This is a genomic window from Bacillus sp. HNG (assembly GCF_003400205.1).
Taxonomy (GTDB): domain Bacteria; phylum Bacillota; class Bacilli; order Bacillales; family Bacillaceae_L; genus Ferdinandcohnia.
Map to the genome: position 1 here is coordinate 602,740 of NZ_QUQV01000002.1, position 19,811 is coordinate 622,550.

Sequence of the window (19,811 nt, forward strand, 5' to 3'; positions counted from 1 at the left end):
TGACTTTATATGGTCTCTTTCGTTTTAGACAAGTATTGAACGAACAAAAATAGGCGAAAATACCTATAAATAATATGGAGGTATATTTGATTGAGTCTTGGTGCGTGGGCTTATCTAATTTTAATGATAGTAGGTCTAGTCGTTTTATGTTTTTCCTATTGGAAAATTCGGTCATTCCGAATCTTTATCCTGTATTTTACGGTAACAGGGGTAACCCTTTTATTCGATTATTTCATCTATCTTTGGGCTAACTCTTACGTTTATAAGCTAAATGTGTTACACAATGAATTAGATTCACATTTAGGTGCAATGGTGAATGGTCTTGTTCTTCCTTCGTTTGCTGTTTTATTTGTTGTGATGGGCTGCAAGTGGTACTGGAGTATCCCGTTGGCTATATTTTTCACACTCATTGAACTCACTTTTACAAAATGGGGGATTTTTGAAACCAATTGGTGGAAACCTGGCTATACAACAATTGGTTTAATCATTTACTTTCCTGTAGCAAGATTATGGTGGAATCAATTGACCAAGAAGTGGATTCACTTCGGTTCGTTATTTTTATCGTTTTATGCTATTTTCATCCCCATCCATTTTTTACACCATGCCGTTTTTAAATTGAGAACCTACCATGTAGAATGGATAGAGCATTTACAACGTGGTAGTTCAGCGATTACAACGATTACTGGTCTTATTTTTGCAATTGTTCTTGCCTATTTATGTATGGTGAATGCAAGGTATCGCTGGTTTCTTTTTATCATGGTTTGTTATATCGCTTATGATATCGCACTGAAATATATCGGTGTTGTACAAGCTGAGCACACTGTTCTTGATTCGGCAGTAAGCTTTCTCACCTACTATCTTGGCTATCTCTTTGTCAGGTATGCCGACCGAACAATCAAGTCCTTGTAAATAAGACATGATCTATTACAATAGAATGAAAAGGACTTGGAGAGATGAGAATGGACCTATTCATGAAAAGAGCAGTTGAATTAGCCCTACAAAATGTAAATGAAGGCGGGCAACCATTTGGTGCTGTGCTCGTAAAAGACAACCTGATTGTATCTGAGGGTGTAAACGAATTACACAAGAAACATGATATCAGCGGGCATGCAGAAATGCTTGCGATTCGAAGAGCACAGGAAAAATTCGAAACGAATGAATTATCGGGCTATACGATGTATGCCAGTGGCGAGCCTTGCTCGATGTGCTTGACAGCCATGTATTTTGCTGGGATTGATACGTTGTATTATAGCCAGTCCACCGAGGATGCTGCAGCCGTAGGTTTAGGAAAATCTACCTTTATTTATCATGAACTTAAAAAGAACAGAGACGATCGTACTCTTCAAATGACCCAAATGAAATTAGACGAAGGGCAAGAAGATCCGATGCAAGTCTGGAAACAAAAACAGTAACTTGATGCGCCTGTCCCCTTATTTTAGTTTCAGGAGGACAGGCCTATTTTTTAGAGTTTTTTAGTTAAACAAATAATTCGATTCGCCTCTTGAAATCCATTTCTCAAATGAAAGTTCAAGCTTTTATCATTCTCAAGTTCAACATCGCTTGCAAATTCTAAACAACCTTTACTTTTCGCCCACTTTTCGCAAGAGGATAAAAGCTGTTTAGCCACACCTTTTCTCCTGTGCTCTTCTTTTACAAATATCCCTTCAAGGTATCCCACTGGGCTACTTTCAGTTCCTTCCACATAGTCGACACGTAGCTGACACTGGGCAAATCCAATGGATACATTCTCTTCTTTTGCTAGGAAGATTACCGCTTTTTTATCATGAATTAATTCAGTAAACTCCATTGTAAATACACTTTTAACATTCTCAGGCCATAACTGCAATGCTAAACTCACAATGTCATGTACGTCCTTAACGGTGGCTTTTACGATTTCCATAAACCCCTCCTAAATTATTTTGATCGTCGATTATAGTCCTGCTCGATTTCTCCTTTCCAGCTTCGGTCAATTTTCTTTCCACTACGCAGGTTAGTGACAGCCTCACTAACCATTTGATAGTTTAATTGTGTTCCTTGTTCGTCAGCATGGTAATCCACGGCGAAGTCCTCGTCAATTCCAAATTCGGCAGCAGTTGCAACGGCATCAATATTTGCACCTAGAAACATAAATTCCCAACCGTATTTCTCTTTTTGGTATTGTACCATCTTTTTAATTTTTGCTGCTGTAAATTCACGACTCGCATTTTCCATTCCATCTGTTGTAATCACAAACAGCACTTTTTCAGCTCGTTCAGCTTTACTGGTATGTTTTTGGACATTGTTTATTTTTTGAATCGTAAAACCGATTGCGTCTAATAATGCAGTCGTTCCACTAACCTCATAATCTTCTTCAGTAATGGGTGAAATCCCCTTTACATTGATTCGATCATGTAAAATTTCATAATGGTGATTGAATAAAACTGTGGTAACACGCGCTTCCCCTTCTGCCTTCTTTTGTTTTTTGAGCATTGAATTGAAGCCACCAATCGTGTCCGTTTCAAGCCCAGCCATTGACCCACTCTTATCTAAAATAAACACTAATTCTGTATTCATCTTGTTATCCTCCGTTCGATTTTTATTTACAAGATTAGGATAACAAGATTTAGAATAGGCTGGGTCGCTTTAAAAGCGACATTTTTACGCTCCTAATAACGGCTGGTCGAACATAAATAAGGCTTCATTGATTTCATGAATATTGTAATTCTGTTTATTGATGAAAAATTCAATGATGACATCAAATTTGCTGCTATGGGTCAATGTGTACCCAGCAGCAGACAATAGATGAATCGTTTCATCGACATTTAATCGTAATGCAATTGCAAAAGCGATTGCCGTTTTCTTTTTCGGAGTATACCCCGCTTCATTGCGGATTTTTGAAAACAAACGACGGTCAATATTTGCTCGTTTATAGGTCTCTACATCGTTCATTCCTCTTTCATCGATTAACCGGAGTAATCTATCAGAAAACGATTCATCCAGCTGGTTGACTAGCTCGACCAAATTGTTTTTGACCTGTTGGTTTTCTTCAATTTCGTACAGTTCTTCCTGAGCGTCCAGTAAAGGTTCAGCATGATTAAATTCTATGTTTCTGACACGCCTGAATGTCGATTCAAATTCATCTACGTAATGTTCGTCTATATATTGATGAATCGAGGTAAACAATTTCTTGCTGACACCAAAAGATGCTTTATCAAAAACAACCAAATAGACAAGCATATCGTGCTCCATGAGAAATGAGCTAATCGTAGAAACCGCAATTTGTAGGGCATCCTCTTTTGGATAGCCATAGATTCCAGTTGAAATGAGCGGAAAGGCAATGGACTTGCATTTATGGAGCCTTGCTAGTTCTAAAGAATGATAGTAGGAGGATTGCAAAAGATTAGCTTCATTCTTTGATCCACCCTGCCAAATTGGCCCGGGAGTATGGATGATGTATGTTGCAGGGAGTTTAAAAGCATCCGTGATTACGGCGTGACCGACCAAACAGCTACCAATCTCATCACATGCAGCTTGGAGTTCTTCAGCGCCTGCAGCCCTAAAAATCGCGCCACACACCCCGCCCCCCATCTTTAACTCCGTGTTCGCCGCATTCACAACCGCATCCACCTTCATCTGTGTAATATCATTCCGAACAATCTCTAATGGCATAACTTATTTTCTCCTTTCAAGGGACCGCGGGACCGCAGAGACGGTTCTTGTGGTCCCAAGCAGTTAAGCAACAAGGCCACGTGATTCCTTTCGCAAATTGGCGCGCTTCCCTCTTTTTTCTGGTGATACCCTTTTAAATCTAATTTTCAGGAATCTCCAAAGGAACCAGTGGAACCGTCCCTCTGGTTCCCAGCAGAGTAATAAATTCTTGAAGTGCTTTGGTTTGGAATGGGGAGTTTGTAATGAATGAGAATTTCCTTATGTAAGGTAGTCCAGGAAATTCCACAATTTTTAGGTTCCCATGTTTAATTTCCTTTTGAACAGCAAGTTGAGACAATATGCTGATTCCTAGACCAGCCTCAACGGCTTCCTTTATTGCCTGTGTACTTCCGAAAGTCATGATGTTTTTCGGCGAAATATGCAATTGTTTAAAAACACTTTCCCCTGCTTCCCGTGTGCCAGATCCTTCTTCTCGCATTATCCATGCCTCGTCTTCAAGGTCTGTTATGGTAACCTCTCCATTTTTTCGTACCAATGGATGGGTTAATGAGGAAATGATCACCATATGGTCCTCTGCAAAATCTCGGATTTCTATCTGTTTTTCTTTTTTTAATGGCCCCTCAATAATTCCAATATCTATTTGATGACTTTTCACTAATTCTGCTATTTTTACTGTATTTCCTATCGTCACTTTTGGCTGGATGTCGGGGTATTGTTTTTTCATCTTTGCAATTAAATGGGGAAGAACATATTCACCAAATGTATAGCTTGCTCCAATCGAAAGCGGTCCTTTTACTTGATTTGTTAAATCATCAAGCAGACTCCCCATTTTAGTATATAAGCCGACAATTTCCTTCGCATGGTGATAAACAATCTCGCCTGCTTTGTTCGTACGTACATATTTGTTGGTTCGTTCTAAAAGTCTGACTCCAAGTTTTTCTTCTAATGTTCGTATATATTGGCTTACTGCGGGTTGTGTCATATGTAACTCATCTGCTGCCCGTGAGAAATTCTTGTTATCCACAACTGAAAGAAAAACCTCTAACTGCTGATCCATCCTTCAATTCCTCCTTTATTTTATTATAACATTTAACTTATCATGAGCATTAAATATAATTATTTTTCTTATACTTCAATTCCCCTTAAAGTAAAAGTAGGAGGTGTTTTCATATGGAATTAAAAAGATTCAACATACAACTAATATTAACCACGAAAATCAGCTGGAGCGCGGGGATTGCTTTTACATTTCTTATCGCCTTTCTTGGATATCTGTTGGCATTGTTACCAGGATTTAATCATGTCGGACAATTAGCATGCGCAATTATTATCGCAGTTGTGTATCGACAAATATTTGGGTATCCCGAAGCTTTAAAATCCGGAATTTCTTTTTCGTCGAAACGTTTACTGCGGGTAGCGATTATTTTATATGGATTAAAATTAAACATTGGGATTGTCTTACAAGATGGATTCTGGCTCTTACTTCGTGATGCCGGAGTTATTATTTTTGCTATTTTAACTACAATGGGACTTTCGAAATTATTTAAAGCTGATAAAAAGATATCTTTATTACTAGGAGTTGGAACTGGAGTTTGTGGTGCCGCAGCCATTGCTGCAGTTGCCCCAATTGTAAAATCAAAAGACGAGGATACAGCAATTAGTGTCGGAATCATTGCATTAATGGGGACTGTATTTTCTATCATTTATATAATTCTTCGCCCATTCTTACCGTTAGACGCACTTCAATATGGGGTGTGGTCAGGAACTAGCCTTCACGAAGTCGCTCATGTGGCACTAGCAACGGCCCCAGCAGGAAACGATGCAATCGCAATCGGAATGTTAGCGAAATTAGGGCGTGTCTTTTTATTAATTCCATTATGCTTTATTTTAATCGGTATCATGAGATACAAAAACAAAAATGCTACAGGCTCAAGTATTGAATTCCCTTGGTTTTTAATAGGATTCATTCTGTTTAGTATTTTAGGAAGCTATGTATTCGGCCATTCAATTCCTGTACCGGATTATGTAATGGATGGACTCTTCTCATTAACAACTTGGCTGTTAACAGCAGCGATGGTCGGACTTGGGTTGAATGTCAGCTTAAAAGAATTGCGGACAAAAGCATTACGGCCTCTTGTAGCAATGACCTTAACTTCTATAGCACTATCAATTATTGTTTTATTGAATGTTTAGGAGGAGGAAAAAGCACGCGGGACCGCAGGGACGGTTCTTGTGGTCCCAAGTGGTTATGCTTCAAGACCACGCGGTTCCCTTTGCAAATTGGCGCGTCTCCACTATCACTCTCCTGTGGTAACCTTTTTGAATGTCCGGAAATCTCCGAAGGGAGCCAGTGGAACCGTCCCTCTGGATCTCAAAAAATCTCCAAATGGAACCAACAGAACCGTCCCTCTGGTTCCTCAATAGATTTCTTTTTCAAATGTGTCGCTGTTGTTGTATTCGACTTTCATCACGAGTCTGATATTTTCGTATTTATCGACTTGATTGAGATGGAAGAAACGCTCCGCAGAATCTGGGGAATTTTCTTTAACCCGTTGAAGCACTTCCTCCCCGATTAATGTATTTCCTTTATATTTTAAAAGGGTTGCTTTTTCCACGTACTTCGATTCTCCATCCATTAGATAGTTGATCAACGTAATATCTAATTTTGAGTTAAAAACATGAACATCTGTCTGGATAACTCCATAAAGGCTGGACTTCAAATCCCCTAAAGATTCTTGTTGGATTTCACTGCTTTTTACCATATCATCATAAAAAACGGTTACATAAAAGTTAATTGTATCTTGAAGTCCATCGATTGCTTCTTTTTCAGAAACCTCTTGGCTATGGTAGGAGTCAGAAGTAATAAGGCCAACCTGCCATTGCGGCTCTTTTTTAAATTCAAATGGCACATTTACCTGAAACAGGCCATTCTGAAGTTCCTCCGCAGAAATAGATGTAAATTCTTGATTTTCACCAAATGAATAATGAAACTCTACTTCTGAATTATTCTGAAGCTCCTTTACCTGCCACTTAAAATTCGCACTCGCTTCACCCTTATTAAATCCTTTGTTATCAATCTCCATGCTAACACGACTCATCCAACTTTGTTCATTTTTAAATTCTTCTAATGCACTGTACACTTGACTTGCTTGATTATCGATCCTATTAGTAATGTCTTGTTGGGAACCTGCAACAAACCCGAATTGTTCCTCTAAATTGTTCACCTTTGATAATAACGTAACATTCAAAACTAAACTCCCCGCCAAAGCCAGCACCACAATCATCCTAAAGTACTTATCGATCCCCACCATCTCCCCATAAAAAGTCTGTATAATAACAGCTTATTCTCCTTACATTAAATATAACAAAACAATGGGTCAAAGGGACAGGTACAATGTCCCACAACAAGAGAAAAATGACACGGAGATACCCATGCCTAAAGAGGTCTAAAATGAAAATTCGTTTTGGTTATGTAGCTAATGCATTGGGTTTGTGGGATGCAAGCCCATCTAAATCTTTAACATTTACAAGGTATGCCGCACTTCCTAAGGACGAACGGTTGGAAAAGCTTAAATTCGTGACGGCACAAAATTTACATCATACAAAAAGGATACTTCACTATAATATTGCACATGAAATTGAGGTCTATCGGCTGTCAAGCTCACTCGTTCCCTTAGCTACCCATCCTGAAGTGATGTGGGACTTTATAACCCCCTTCAAAAAAGAATGGGACGAGCTTAGCCAACTTATAAATCAATATAAAATGAGGGTTAGCTTTCATCCTAATCAGTTCACCCTTTTCACAAGTCCCAGGGATGAAGTCACGACCAATGCGGTAATCGACATGGAATTTCATTATAATATGCTGAAAGCACTGAATTCACTAGAAAAAGGAATCCTAAATATACATATTGGCGGCGCCTATGGCGATAAAGAAAAATCGATCATACGCTTCCATCAAAATCTAAAAAAACTTCCAGTAGAAATCAAGAAACAAATGACACTAGAAAATGATGATAAGACCTACAATGTGGAGGAAACACTTCTTGCCTGTGAAAAAGAAAACATCCCGATGATACTTGATTATCACCACCACATGGCAAACAAAGAAGGAGTCGATCTCACACTCTATGTAGAGCGTATTTTTCAAACATGGGACGCCAAACCAACCGTACCCAAAGTGCATATATCATCACCAAAATCAGATAAAGCCTTCCGATCACATGCCGATTTTGTATCGTTAGACTTTATTATGCCTTTTTTAAAACTGGCCAAAGACAACAATCAGGACTTTGATATCATGATCGAAGCAAAACAAAAAAATCTTGCCATGCACAAACTTGTGGAAGACATTTCGTCAATAAGAGGAGTAAAACGAATATCTAGTTCAACAGTCGAATGGTAGGGACAAAGGGACAGGTTCACTGTCCCAGAATTCAATGAAAAATAAGTGAGGTGAACTGCTGTGACAAAGGTACGTCTTGGCTATGTAGCAATGAGTATGGAATTAAAGAATGCTTCACCTTCAAAAACAATGACATTTGCACAATTTCAAAAAATCGAAGACCGTGAAGCAGCGATTCGGAAATTGGAGCGTATTGCTTTAACAAACCTACATAATACCCTAAGGCTATTAAAGCATAATGCAGCGTCAGAGATTCATTTTTACCGACTAACCTCACGTCTCATCCCTTTAGCCAACCATGAAGAGCTTCTTGATTGGAATTATATGAAACCATTAAAACCGAGTCTTCGTGAAATTGGGGATTTTGCAAAGGAGCATGGTATTCGGATCGATTTTCATCCGGATCACTTTGTTCTAATCAATTCTCCGCAAGTGGAAATTTTAAAAAACTCAATACGTACCCTAAAGCTCCATTATCTTCTATTAAAGGGCATGGGGATTAAACCCATCCACCGCTGCGTGATGCATGTTGGGGGCAATTATAAAGAAACCGATGTTTCACTTGAACGCTTTGTAACCAATTGGATGGAGGTCCCAGCAAAAATTCAAAACATGATTATGCTCGAAAATGATGATACATCTTTCACTCTGGAAGATACACTGTACCTATGTGAAAAATTAAGTATTCCCCTCGTCTTTGATTATCACCACCACTTAGCCCACCATCAAAACCCGAATTGGGAAAATCACTGGGACAGAGTGGTCAAGACATGGAAGGATTCCCCACTCCCGATCAAAATGCATATTTCTAGCCCAAAGAGTGCGGAAGCCTTCAGACATCATTCGGATTATGTTGATATTGAGATGTTTTTTACATTTTTAAAAGAAATAAAAGGAAGTGTTCCACAAATCGACTGCATGATTGAAGCAAAGGAAAAAGACGCTGCACTCTTTAAACTAATGGATGAAATCAAATTGAGGGATGACGTGGAAATCATTGATGGCTCTTCATTTTACATGAAGTAATTGGCCCATCACAGAAAAAGGGACGAAGAGTCATTGTCCCAAAGACAGTCCTTCGTCCCTTTTACGATACTAAGTCTCTCATGGAGTTGTAAATACGTTCTACTACTTCCACACCCGCTTGTTCCCACCGGCTTTTATCTGATATTTGTCCGTCCTTATCAAGTGGTGTTTGGAATTGATCGAGCCCAGTCGTTGCTGTAACAAAAGAGTTTTGGTCATAGTCTAACCCGTAATTCACGATATGCTTAATAACATACGGCGTCCCAAATTGAATGAGAGCACTCGAATGGTCTAGCATTCCTTCCACTACAAAAAAAGGGACCCGTAAGTAAATCGTTTCTCCATTTTCACGATTTAACACGGCATCAAACTTACCTTGATCATATTCAAAATTACTGCAAAAGCTACATCCGTGAGAATCAAAAATATCTCGAACAGCACCAAAATTAGCCTTTTTCCCGTCAATTACCGAATTTAACGTAATCACACTATTCACCTCATATAACATAGTTACTATTGGTATTATTTTCAAAAAAACGTTTTAACATACATGAAACCCTATTTTCCATAAACAAGTAGACATAACTTCAAAGACGAATTGAAAAAATGAGTAATAAGGAGTTTAACGCTTTTTATTAACATGGAAGAGGTGATGTCATGGAACAAATGTATCAGGCTGGGGATGTTGTCTATGTATTTTATCGAAATCCCCATACTCAGGATGTAGCCAATATACAGGCAGCAGCTGTTGTCAATCACCCTGAGAAGCCAAATGAGTTAGCCCTATTTTTATACGAAACGTATTATCCACTATCAGACGAGGTTGCCGTTTATTCCTCAGAGGAAGAAGCAAACCAAGCCTATCAGTATTACTATGGCGAAGTAACTGAGGGGACAATGGAATGAAGCCGTTTAATCCAAAGCTCATCTATTTTGAACCACAAGCGTTAGATTATCCGCTTGGTAAACAGCTCCTCGAAAAATTTGAAAAAATGGATGTTGAAATCCGATATACGACTTCACACAACCAGGTTAGAAATTTGCCTGGTGATAATGATTTCCAAAAATATCGAGTTGCGAAATCAACACTTGTTGTGGGGGTAAGAAAAACGCTTAAATTTGACACCTCTAAACCTTCTGCAGAGTACGCCATCCCCTTTGCCACGGGGTGTATGGGTCATTGTCATTATTGCTATTTACAAACCACAATGGGAACGAAACCATATATTCGTACATATGTGAATGTCGATGAAATTCTTGAAGCGGCTGATAAGTATATGGCGGAACGTGCCCCAGAAATCACAAGGTTTGAGGCATCCTGTACATCAGATATTGTCGGAATCGACCATTTAACACACACGCTTAAACGAGCCATTGAGCACTTCGGCAAATCGGAATACGGGAAATTACGATTTGTGACGAAATTTCATCATGTCGATCACTTGCTGGACGCCGAGCATAATGGAAAAACAAGATTTCGCTTTAGTGTGAATGCGGATTATATTGTGAAAAATTTTGAGCCTGGAACGTCTCCTTTAGAAAAACGAATTGAAGCCGCAGGCAAAGTTGCGAGGGCCGGATATCCTCTTGGTTTTATCGTAGCTCCTATCTATCTTCATGAAGGATGGGAAGAGGGATATTATCACATGTTTGAACGTTTAGATGCAGAGCTACCTGAAGAAGCAAAAAAGGACCTCACCTTTGAATTCATTCAACACCGGTTTACAAAACCAGCAAAGCGAGTAATCGAAAAAAACTACCCAATGACCAAACTAGAATTGGATGAAGAAAAAAGAAGATACAAATGGGGTAAATATGGCATTGGAAAGTATATTTATCAAAAAGATGAAGAAGAGGATATCAAAAAACACCTGTACGCGTACATGGAAAAATTCTTCCCACACGCAAAACTGGAATACTTCACATAAATCAAGGTAACAATACGGTGGGACATAGGGACAGGTTCCTTGTCCCAAACAAAATGACAGAGGTGAAAAAAATGGCCAAGCAAAAAAAGAACAATAAACGAAACAGCGAAGTGGGCTCAGGTTCAAGATACCATGAAGAACATGCGAGCCATGTACCAGATTACGGAGCTAACAGCATGGATCCGAACGCCAAAAATGCTAAATAGAAAAATGAGGTGACATCATAATGGAATATGAAGCTAGAAATGCAACAGAGGCTGCGCTTCTTGATTATAAAACTGGGATAGGTACGTTTACTAAAAAAATGCCAAAATTAGCTGAACTATATAATGCGTTCACTGAAGAATGCTTTAAAGAAGGCGTCTTATCACAAAAGCAAAAACAACTTATTGCGTTAGGAATTAGTTTATATTCGCAGGATGAATATTGTATTATCTACCATACAAAAGGCTGTTTAGATCAAGGTTGTTCTGAAGAAGAAATACTAGAAGCCATCGGTGTAACGGCAGCGTTTGGCGGAGGAGCAGCTATGAGTCAAGCCGTTACTCTTGTTCAAGATAGTATTGATGAATTGAAACAAGTGAAACAGTAATACATTTGACCATAAGACAGTCTTTGAATAGACTGTCTTTTTCACTCAAAAAAACACACTATCAAGTGTGTTTATCGTTAAGTTCTAATAGATTTCTTATCTCATCGGCATGCCGACGACTTGTATCAATCACATCTTCCGCAACCATTTTACTTTCCGGATCTAGGTCACCCTTCACAAGTTCCTCAGAATATTCCACACCATATTTTTCTAATCCTTTTAATGCATCTTTCAAAATTTCTTCTGGTTGATTTGGAAGCATAACCTTGTGCATGAATCCGTGCATCATGCCAGAAACTCCTTCACTGTCCGCAGGTATACCATTTAAATTTTGAATGCGCTCCGCAAGCTTTTGCGCGTTCATCTTGGTCTCCTGTTGAATCGTTTGAAATTTTTGCTTTAATTCAGGCTCGTCCAGATTCTGGATATGATGCTCAAAAGCACGAATCCCCATGTATGTTCCTCTTAATAGGGTATTAAGTTCTTCAACTACAATCTCTTTGTCCTTCAAAGACCCACATCCTTTCAATAGCAAAGAAAAGCCCAAATCAGGAAATGATTTAGGCTTACCTATTCTGTTATCTCATTACTGATACATCTGGTCACTTGAACCTTTAGTTGGGCTCTGATATTGATTCATAAACTGTTGAATCATTTCTTGATTTTCGGGAACGACCTGATACATGGCCCCTACCTTTACTGTCATTGCTTGGTCAGCCGGCTCTAGTGCATAATATCCTTTTTTCACCATGTACTGCCACATATCATAAGCGTGTGCACAACTCATCATGAAAGCTGTTTGGAAAAAGGAACGCAATTCTGGATTTGCTGCTTCCATCGCAGAATAGGCATATTCACGACCTGCTCGTTTCAACGTTAGTAAATATGCAGTTGCCATTTCGCGGTCGTTAAAATCGTCAATTGCTGTTCTTGGCTGAACTGGCGGATATGTATTAGCAGGCGTCATGGTGAAATCAGTTAGCTTCCCGTCTTCCTTAAATAATGGTAATTCCTTTGTTGCCCCTTCCATTTGATTCAAAAATTCAACCTTCATGTTGTAGTCACGAACGTGGAAAGGAAAATGTCTTTCTAAAATACTTTTAAATTCCGAACATTGCACATGCTGTAGCATATACGCCATATTCGTAATCGAATTTACACAACTCATTGTTAACTCATTTAATTCATGTAGCTCATGAGCCGCTAATCTCACTATATATTCCTCCTTTTACTCGTTATCTTTAATAGATTGCATTCAATAGGTGTTTATTATTCCGAAAAAAGGATTTGTTGTCCTAGAAAAAGAGAATTTGGGACGCGGGATTTTCCCCTTCATCCCAACAAAAAAGCGCCAGCCCAATTTTTATCATCATAGGGCAGACGCTTCTATCATTTTATAATAATTCCTTTGCCAACAATCTGTAGACATTCAAGCGTTTTTCCTGTGAATGCGGGATGCTACAAATCATCGCTTCATCAAATCCATATTCCTCTTTCTCCTGCCTCAGTCTTTCAGCAATTGATTTTGCTGAACCAACAAGGTGAAGCTTTTTCCGATTTTCTTGAATGTTCATTCGTTCCACTTCGGTTAATGGATAATTTTGTGCTTCCTCTGGAGTTAACACCTGTCCCAGCTTTCCTGTCATGAGCCACAGACGCGCAATGTCATGTGGCAATGCTTCAAACTCAGCTTCCTCCTCTGTCTCCGCAACGGTAACCATATAGGAAACCGTAATCTCCGGTTTTTCCATAAAGACAGTTGGTTTAAATTGCTCTTTATATAAATCTAGAATCTCCTTCGTCATTTCCCCGTTGAAAAACTGCGCAAAGGAATAACCTACTCCCATACGTCCTGCCATTACAGCGCTATTACCAGTTGAACCAAGCAACCATGCTTCTGGTAAAACCACTTGAGACGGTGTTGCGATTGTATGTTTATAGAGTGGATGATCGGGTAATTCGCCCTTCAACATTTGTAACGCCAGATCGAATTTCTCGTACATATTATTTACCATGGGTTGGCGCCCTTCAGATAAAGCATAGATTGCATATTGATCTCCACCAGGTGCTCGACCGACCCCAAAATCAATTCTTCCTGGAGAATATGAACTTAGTGTTTTAAACACTTCTGCAAGCTTTAATGGAGAGTAATGCATCATCATAACTCCACCTGTACCGATTCGAATTCGCTTCGTTTTGGCTGCCAAATGGGCAACTGAAATCTCAGGAGCTGAACTTGCATATGAACCGGTACCATGATGCTCAGCCATCCACATGCGGTGATAGCCTAATTCATCTGCCAAGATTGCAAGTTCCTCCGCTTTTTTTAATGCACCTGCTGGAGAATTTCCTTTCGTAATTGGCGCTTGGTCCAGTACACTTAATCTCATTTTCCATCATACTCCTTTCGCATTGGGACACAGGGACAGGTACAGTGTCCATATAAAAAACGATGGGACAGTGAACCTGTCCCACTGTCCCTACTTTGTTTTCACAAAATCAATAAATGCGTCAACTTTACTATCTAAAAAGTTTAGTGTTGTTTCATCAACCAATTGACCTGTTTGTTCATCGATTTTTTGACTTGCAAAGTTTATCAATATCTCATTTGCACCTGGAGGTAGAACTTTCGCCTGAATACCTGGTGCCACTAAAATCTCACGTAAATGAAGTTGAGCACGAATTGTTCCCATCATTCCAGGAGTTGCACCTAGAGTCATGACAGGCTTACCAATGAAAACTTGCTCCACACGTGATGTCCAATCTAACGCATTTTTTAATACACCCGGAACTGACCAGTTGTATTCAGGTGTAATAATGATCACACCGTCAGCATTGGCAATCGCTGCTTTGAAATCCTTTACAACCTGTGGCGGATCCAATTCATCATCTTGATTAAAATGAGGTAAAGCACCAATGTCAGGGATTTGCATATTTAGCTTATCCTTGTATCGTTCCTGCATAGTCTTAGCCACTTGCATATTAAATGAATTTTTTCTTAAACTGCCTACGAGTGTTACAATGTTCATACCTTTTGCCTCCCATGTGAGTTAAAAATCATTAATAACTACACATTATAGGAATTTGTTCCATTTTTCAAACAGGTTGCTTAAGACTACGAAAATATAAAATAAAAAAATAGGCAAGCGTCGTCACTTGCCTATTTTTTGTAGAATGCAGATCTTTTATAAATCTAGTGGGGCGAGGAACCCCTATCCCATACCTTCTCCCCTTGTACCCAGACTTGTCGTATGTTTTCTGGTCGCGCGAGATAGATAATTTTTTGAAAGATATCATGTAATTTTTCTTCTGGATCGTAAAGTGGAATCTTTGCTGTTTCCACGGTTGTATCAATGATTTGCGCATCCCACACATAGTTTTCGGCAAGACGACCAATAGGTAAACTCAAGCTTTCCCCACCTCCAGCTGTAGCTAAATAAAATGCTTCATCAAGTGTTATTCGTGAATCAGGAACACCGCGCTTACTTGCTGGTAATGTCGAATCGACTCCATCCTCGAGCATTCTAGAAGAAATCACAGCCTGTTTAACATTATCAAATAAGCTTGGTGAAAATCCTCCTGAAATATCAGAGCCTAAGCCAATTTCAACTCCTTTTGATTGAAGGCGTGCGATTGGAATGACACTATTGGCAAAATACGCATTGGAGATGGGACAATGACAAACCGCAGTCCCTTTTTCAGCAAATAAATCTGCGTCATTGTCTGATAAAAAATTGCAATGCGCCATGACCGATTTTTCACGTAATAACCCGAAATCATGAAGGGCAAACGCATCATTCTTACCGAAGCGTTCCTTGACATAACCATGTTCCCAATCACTTTCACTACAGTGGGATTGTATATGAGTATCATATTTCGCTGCTAATTCCCCTAAGCCTTGTAGTGCTTCATCTGTACAACTCGGGATAAATCGAGGGGTAACCACTGGATAGACACCCTGCTTGGTTGATTTTGCTAATTCCCTAACAGCTAAAATAAAGTCCTCGGTTTCAGTTAGTGCTGTCTTTGTATCATGGTCACGATAAAAATCCTCCGTTTGGTCAGGATTATCCATCACCACTTTTCCTACTAACCCACGCTGACCTTTTTCTGCACAAATTTCAGCCAAGAGAAAACTAGCTTCCTTATGTACTGTCGCAAAATAAAGGGCCGTTGTCGTACCATTTGCGAGCAGCGTTTGAACCACTTCGTTATACACCTTTTTCGCAAATTCGATATCCTCAAATTTGGCTTCAATCGGAAATGTATATGTATTCAACCAATCATAAAGTGGAATATCCAATGCCGTTCCCGCTTGTGCCCATTGTGGAGCATGAACATGTAAATCAATAAACCCAGGTAAAAAATACTGTCCTTCGGTTAACCGGTGATAGTTGCTTGTATGTTGATACGCATCTATAAGTGGTTGATACTCAATATGTTCTGGACCTATTACCTTTTCAATCATCCCATCTTCATTCACACAAAAAAGATGGTCCTTCAAAACCTCAACTTCCTTAGGCGAACGGCTTGTAAAAGCTGTTCCATGAAACACTCTTGTATATTCACTCATTTTCGTCACCTGTATCTCGCTTTTTTATCGTATATTATAGCATACGTGTTTTGAATAGTTGCTCCGGTAATGGCTGTTTTATTAAACGTGGTGGCATATGTTCCTTTCAATGACCAAGAAAAAAGGAGTCGGAAGTCCATCTCTCCGCCCCTCATATTTTCATTTTCCAGATTGCCTTCATCTTGTTAATTAACGAGACAACCGCTCACGAAAGTTTTGATAGTTTTTCATAGATGTTTAATAATTGGTTTCTTTCTTCATCCGTTAGACTTTCGAAAAGCTTCCTGCGAAGTTTTTTTCCTTCTTCATTTGCTTCAATTAAAACTTCATATCCTTTTTCCGTAATTTCCAAATAAATGACTCTACGGTTGGACTCGTCTTGTTTTCGAACCACTAATTCTCTTTTCACAAGTTTATTTGATAGATGGGTTAAAGTAGGCGGGGTGAGTCCCAATGCTTTCGCAATATCGGAAGGTCGGCTTTTTCCATGCGTTTTCAAGTGGCCGAGCACTAGAATATGAGAGACTCCTAAATCTCCCTCAAATAGCTTATTCCATTGAATGATTAACTGATTGGTTACCTTATCCATATTATGTAAGATTTCAAAAATCGTTTGCTCTTTCATAAATTGTAATCCCCGCTTTCAAATATAAGAGCCCTTAAACAAAGTAAGGGCTCTTTTTAGCATACACATTATTGGGCAGAGAATCCACCATCAATCACGATTTCTGCACCTGTAATATAAGATGATTCTTCTGAAGCAAGGAATAATGCTGCATTTGCAATGTCACTTGGTTTTCCTAATCGTTTAAGTGGTGTTGCCTGGATTAAATGACCTAAAAGTTCCTTTGAAGCACTTAAAGCTTGAGTCATTGGTGTTTCAATGATCCCAGGGAATAGGGCATTCACACGAACTCCATTACGGCCAAAGGTTGTAGCTGCAGCTTTAGATATTGCACGAACTGCTCCCTTAGAAGCTGAATAATGGTTAAAGCCTTGGCCAATCTGTGCTGTGTAAGAAGATATATTGATAATAGATCCTTGACCTTGAGCTTCCATATATGGAGCAACATGTTTCATCCCAGCAAATGGACCGAAACCATTGATAGAAAGCATTTTTTGCCAATCATCTAGATTGATATCAGTATATGGTTTTTCTGATGATATTCCAGCGTTATTTACTAGAATATCGATTTTACCAAATCGTTCATTCACTTCTTTTGCTAAAGCTGCCCAATCCTCGTCGGAAGCAACGTTTAGCTTCATCCCGTATACATTTTCAAGTTGACTAATTTTTTCAAGCGCAGCCTCGTTAATATCTGCTGCGATAACGGTAGCACCTTCTTGGCTGAATAGTTTGACCATCCCTTCACCAATTCCAGAGGCTCCACCTGTAATAATAGCTACCTTATTATCCAATCTTCCCATCTTCATTCACTCCTTATCGTAATTTTATTGAACCGCCATCAACCATTATTGTTTGGCCAGTAATATAATCTGAATCACTACTTGCCAAGAACACTGCAACTCGGCCAATATCTTGTTCTGGATCTCCAAGTTTACGCAATGGAATCTTGTTTACCATTGCTTCATACATTTCAGGTGCACTGTCGCGCCATTGTTCAACACCTGCTGTTAATGCGATGGGTGAAATTAGATTAACGTTAATGCCTTCAGGTCCCCACTCATTTGCTGCAACACGAGAAATTGCGCGAATAGCCTCCTTTGCAGCTGCATAAGAAGTCTGTGTCATTTGTCCATCTATTCCTGCACCAGAAGCAAAGTTAATCACTTTCCCATTAGATTTCTTTAATTCTGGATACGCTGCTTGCATAAAGTGAAAAGTAGGATAAAAGCCTGTCCCAAACGATAAATCGAGCATCTCCTGTGTTGTTTCACTAAATAATGCTTGTCTTGATGCATGTGCATTATTAACTAAAATGTCCAGCTTTCCATACTTTTTTACAACTTCATTTACAATCTCATTTACATTTTCTTTAATGGAAATATCTTTTATAAAAAGTAAACCTTCTGTGTATTGATTGATCTCAGCGAGTGTTTCTCTCCCTTTTTCTTCATTCACATCAACTATTGCGATGTGAGCACCTTCTTTTGCCATAGCAAGAGCCATTCCTCTACCAATACCTGAAGCACTACCAGTAATGATCCCAACTTTACCTTGTAACTTCATTATCATAACCTCTTTTCGTTATACATTTAGATATCTAAATGTTTTACATCTAAATTATATCAAACTCATATACAACTCGCAAATAAATAAACCTATATTCAAAAAGTGTATTTAACTAATAGGCATTAGTGTTTTTTCGTTGCAAATCTTTAGTCACGATCATTCCTTAGTTCCAAAAACCATCTTGCTCCATTTTCTTTTTACCTCTGAAAGCTACAATTACACAAATAATATTTGTGATTAACATAAAAATAATTGCATATAAAACCGGAGCGTAGCTTCCAGTAAAGTCATACACATACCCATAAGCTGGTAAAGCAAGAATTGATGCCACAGCTAACCCTAGTGATGCGGTTGAATAGATTTGACTATATTCTTTATTTCCAAATAAACTAGATGCGAGCGCAGGTCCTAATGTTCCAATTGAAGAAGATATAAAGCCAAATAGGACAACTGCCAACGAAATGATACCTGTGCTCGTTCCTGAGAATAATAGTAAACATATTGCTACTAGACCCACAGTCATCGCAAATACGGCTGTATTTTTAGAACCTATTCTATCTGTTAAGAATCCAATAATTAGTGAACCTATTAATACACCTATCATATAGGTCCCCATTACATTTCCAGCAAATGTTACATCGAATCCCTTATTCATTAAATATGTTGGGATATGCATCGAAAAACTCGCAATGGATGTAACGAGAAAGAAAAATACGATTAATGCATAGAATGCAGAAGATTTTTTTGCAACCTTTAATTCTACGCCTTTTTCACTTATTTCCCCTTCGTTTACAGGACCACTCTGGTTTGTTTCACCCATACCAAATGGAAGTACCCCTTTGTCTTGAGGTGACTTTTTAATTAATAACATGATAATAGGAACGACAATAATGATTACTGCAATACCAACAATGATATAGGAAGATCTCCAACCATGTCCGGCAATCAAACTACCAACAATTGGTTGTGCTATTGCACCGAGTAATCCACCAGCCGCACTAAGAATGCCAAGTGCAAGCCCATTACTCTTTTTAAACCATTGATTAATTAAAACTGGTCCAGCAATTACTGTGATAAACACGCCACCTACTGCCAAAGGAATCGCAAATAGATACCATCCCCAAACCGATTTCATTAAACCGAACATGGCAAATGCTCCAGCTTGCAAAACAATCGCAATCGTTAATAGGAGGCGAGTATCGTATTTCGCCATCATTTTACCGCCAATCGGTAAGAAAACCATTGTGACCACAGCTGAAACACTAAAATATAAAGATAAACTCCCCATCCCAATTCCAAGATCTTTTGTGATTGGGGATAAAAATAGACCAGCTGAATTATTTAGCCCACCTTTTCCAAGCCCCACAATCATACATAATGCAACTAGTATCCACCATGCATAGTGGATTCGTTTTTTATTTTTTCCCATGAGCTCCCATACTCCCTTT

The 19,811-nt window shown here is 38.9% G+C and carries 23 protein-coding genes; 8 read left to right on the plus strand and 15 right to left on the minus strand.

Annotation, left to right across the window (positions count from 1 at the left end; translation table 11 throughout):
• Positions 1-90 precede the first annotated feature (90 nt).
• Positions 91-909 carry a hypothetical protein gene (locus DZB84_RS06270; RefSeq protein WP_116351393.1) on the plus strand — a complete coding sequence of 273 codons (819 nt, stop codon included), beginning with the start codon at positions 91-93 and terminating at the stop codon, positions 907-909.
• A gap of 50 nt (positions 910-959) precedes the next feature.
• Positions 960-1,412, plus strand: a complete 453-nt coding sequence (locus DZB84_RS06275) for a nucleoside deaminase (protein ID WP_116351394.1) — start codon at positions 960-962, stop codon at positions 1,410-1,412.
• A 50-nt stretch (positions 1,413-1,462) separates the two neighbouring features.
• On the opposite strand, the gene aac(6') is transcribed toward DZB84_RS06275, so the two are convergent.
• The 4 genes from aac(6') to DZB84_RS06295 form a co-directional block, all read right to left on the minus strand.
• Positions 1,463-1,900 (minus strand): aminoglycoside 6'-N-acetyltransferase, encoded by a 438-nt coding sequence (gene aac(6') / locus DZB84_RS06280; RefSeq protein WP_116351395.1) that lies wholly within the window; start codon positions 1,898-1,900, stop codon positions 1,463-1,465.
• 14 nt (positions 1,901-1,914) lie between these two features.
• Positions 1,915-2,553: a vWA domain-containing protein gene (locus DZB84_RS06285; protein ID WP_116351396.1), complete on the minus strand. Its 639-nt coding sequence runs from the start codon at positions 2,551-2,553 to the stop codon at positions 1,915-1,917.
• Positions 2,554-2,637: 84 nt separating this feature from the next.
• Positions 2,638-3,648 (minus strand): macro domain-containing protein, encoded by a 1,011-nt coding sequence (locus DZB84_RS06290; RefSeq protein ID WP_116351397.1) that lies wholly within the window; start codon positions 3,646-3,648, stop codon positions 2,638-2,640.
• A 139-nt stretch (positions 3,649-3,787) separates the two neighbouring features.
• Entirely contained in the window at positions 3,788-4,705 is a 918-nt protein-coding gene (locus DZB84_RS06295) for a selenium metabolism-associated LysR family transcriptional regulator (RefSeq protein ID WP_116351398.1), read from the minus strand.
• Positions 4,706-4,818: 113 nt separating this feature from the next.
• On the opposite strand from DZB84_RS06295, the gene DZB84_RS06300 reads away from it, so the two are divergent.
• Complete coding sequence (locus DZB84_RS06300) at positions 4,819-5,838, plus strand: YeiH family protein (protein WP_116351399.1); 1,020 nt, start codon at positions 4,819-4,821, stop codon at positions 5,836-5,838.
• A 224-nt stretch (positions 5,839-6,062) separates the two neighbouring features.
• On the opposite strand, the gene DZB84_RS06305 is transcribed toward DZB84_RS06300, so the two are convergent.
• Entirely contained in the window at positions 6,063-6,893 is an 831-nt protein-coding gene (locus DZB84_RS06305) for a hypothetical protein (RefSeq protein ID WP_142759830.1), read from the minus strand.
• Positions 6,894-7,096: 203 nt separating this feature from the next.
• Here DZB84_RS06305 and uvsE (DZB84_RS06310) point away from each other — a divergent pair, with 203 nt between their 5' ends.
• The gene (uvsE, locus tag DZB84_RS06310; protein WP_116351401.1) at positions 7,097-8,050 is read left to right on the plus strand and encodes a UV DNA damage repair endonuclease UvsE; all 954 of its coding nucleotides are present in this window, start codon (positions 7,097-7,099) and stop codon (positions 8,048-8,050) included.
• A 60-nt stretch (positions 8,051-8,110) separates the two neighbouring features.
• Positions 8,111-9,076, plus strand: a complete 966-nt coding sequence (uvsE, locus tag DZB84_RS06315; protein ID WP_116351402.1) for a UV DNA damage repair endonuclease UvsE — start codon at positions 8,111-8,113, stop codon at positions 9,074-9,076.
• Between the two features lie 61 nt (positions 9,077-9,137).
• Here uvsE (DZB84_RS06315) and DZB84_RS06320 read toward each other — a convergent pair whose 3' ends face one another.
• Positions 9,138-9,563 carry a YugN family protein gene (locus tag DZB84_RS06320; protein WP_116351403.1) on the minus strand — a complete coding sequence of 142 codons (426 nt, stop codon included), beginning with the start codon at positions 9,561-9,563 and terminating at the stop codon, positions 9,138-9,140.
• Positions 9,564-9,733: 170 nt separating this feature from the next.
• On the opposite strand from DZB84_RS06320, the gene DZB84_RS06325 reads away from it, so the two are divergent.
• The 3 genes from DZB84_RS06325 to DZB84_RS06340 all read left to right on the plus strand — a co-directional run bounded on the left by DZB84_RS06325 (position 9,734) and on the right by DZB84_RS06340 (position 11,596).
• Positions 9,734-9,982, plus strand: a complete 249-nt coding sequence (locus DZB84_RS06325) for a transcriptional regulator SplA domain-containing protein (RefSeq protein ID WP_116351404.1) — start codon at positions 9,734-9,736, stop codon at positions 9,980-9,982.
• Entirely contained in the window at positions 9,979-11,004 is a 1,026-nt protein-coding gene (splB, locus tag DZB84_RS06330; RefSeq protein ID WP_116351405.1) for a spore photoproduct lyase, read from the plus strand. Before DZB84_RS06325 ends, splB begins: the two co-directional genes overlap by 4 nt.
• Before the next feature lie 226 nt (positions 11,005-11,230).
• Complete coding sequence (locus DZB84_RS06340; RefSeq protein ID WP_116351407.1) at positions 11,231-11,596, plus strand: carboxymuconolactone decarboxylase family protein; 366 nt, start codon at positions 11,231-11,233, stop codon at positions 11,594-11,596.
• Positions 11,597-11,657: 61 nt separating this feature from the next.
• On the opposite strand, the gene DZB84_RS06345 is transcribed toward DZB84_RS06340, so the two are convergent.
• From DZB84_RS06345 to DZB84_RS06385, 9 genes are all read right to left on the minus strand, one after another.
• Positions 11,658-12,107, minus strand: a complete 450-nt coding sequence (locus DZB84_RS06345) for a DUF2383 domain-containing protein (RefSeq protein ID WP_116351408.1) — start codon at positions 12,105-12,107, stop codon at positions 11,658-11,660.
• Positions 12,108-12,182: 75 nt separating this feature from the next.
• On the minus strand, positions 12,183-12,809 hold the full coding sequence (locus DZB84_RS06350; protein WP_116351409.1) for a spore coat protein: 627 nt from the start codon (positions 12,807-12,809) through the stop codon (positions 12,183-12,185).
• 181 nt (positions 12,810-12,990) lie between these two features.
• Entirely contained in the window at positions 12,991-13,986 is a 996-nt protein-coding gene (locus tag DZB84_RS06355; protein ID WP_116351410.1) for an LLM class flavin-dependent oxidoreductase, read from the minus strand.
• Between the two features lie 90 nt (positions 13,987-14,076).
• Positions 14,077-14,625 (minus strand): NADPH-dependent FMN reductase, encoded by a 549-nt coding sequence (locus DZB84_RS06360; RefSeq protein ID WP_116351411.1) that lies wholly within the window; start codon positions 14,623-14,625, stop codon positions 14,077-14,079.
• A gap of 164 nt (positions 14,626-14,789) precedes the next feature.
• Positions 14,790-16,169 carry a guanine deaminase gene (gene guaD / locus DZB84_RS06365; protein WP_116351412.1) on the minus strand — a complete coding sequence of 460 codons (1,380 nt, stop codon included), beginning with the start codon at positions 16,167-16,169 and terminating at the stop codon, positions 14,790-14,792.
• 205 nt (positions 16,170-16,374) lie between these two features.
• Positions 16,375-16,794 (minus strand): MarR family winged helix-turn-helix transcriptional regulator, encoded by a 420-nt coding sequence (locus DZB84_RS06370; RefSeq protein ID WP_116351413.1) that lies wholly within the window; start codon positions 16,792-16,794, stop codon positions 16,375-16,377.
• Between the two features lie 68 nt (positions 16,795-16,862).
• On the minus strand, positions 16,863-17,597 hold the full coding sequence (locus DZB84_RS06375; RefSeq protein ID WP_116351414.1) for an SDR family NAD(P)-dependent oxidoreductase: 735 nt from the start codon (positions 17,595-17,597) through the stop codon (positions 16,863-16,865).
• Between the two features lie 13 nt (positions 17,598-17,610).
• The gene (locus tag DZB84_RS06380; RefSeq protein ID WP_116351415.1) at positions 17,611-18,360 is read right to left on the minus strand and encodes an SDR family NAD(P)-dependent oxidoreductase; all 750 of its coding nucleotides are present in this window, start codon (positions 18,358-18,360) and stop codon (positions 17,611-17,613) included.
• Between the two features lie 166 nt (positions 18,361-18,526).
• Positions 18,527-19,792 carry an MFS transporter gene (locus DZB84_RS06385; protein WP_116351416.1) on the minus strand — a complete coding sequence of 422 codons (1,266 nt, stop codon included), beginning with the start codon at positions 19,790-19,792 and terminating at the stop codon, positions 18,527-18,529.
• Positions 19,793-19,811 lie beyond the last annotated feature (19 nt).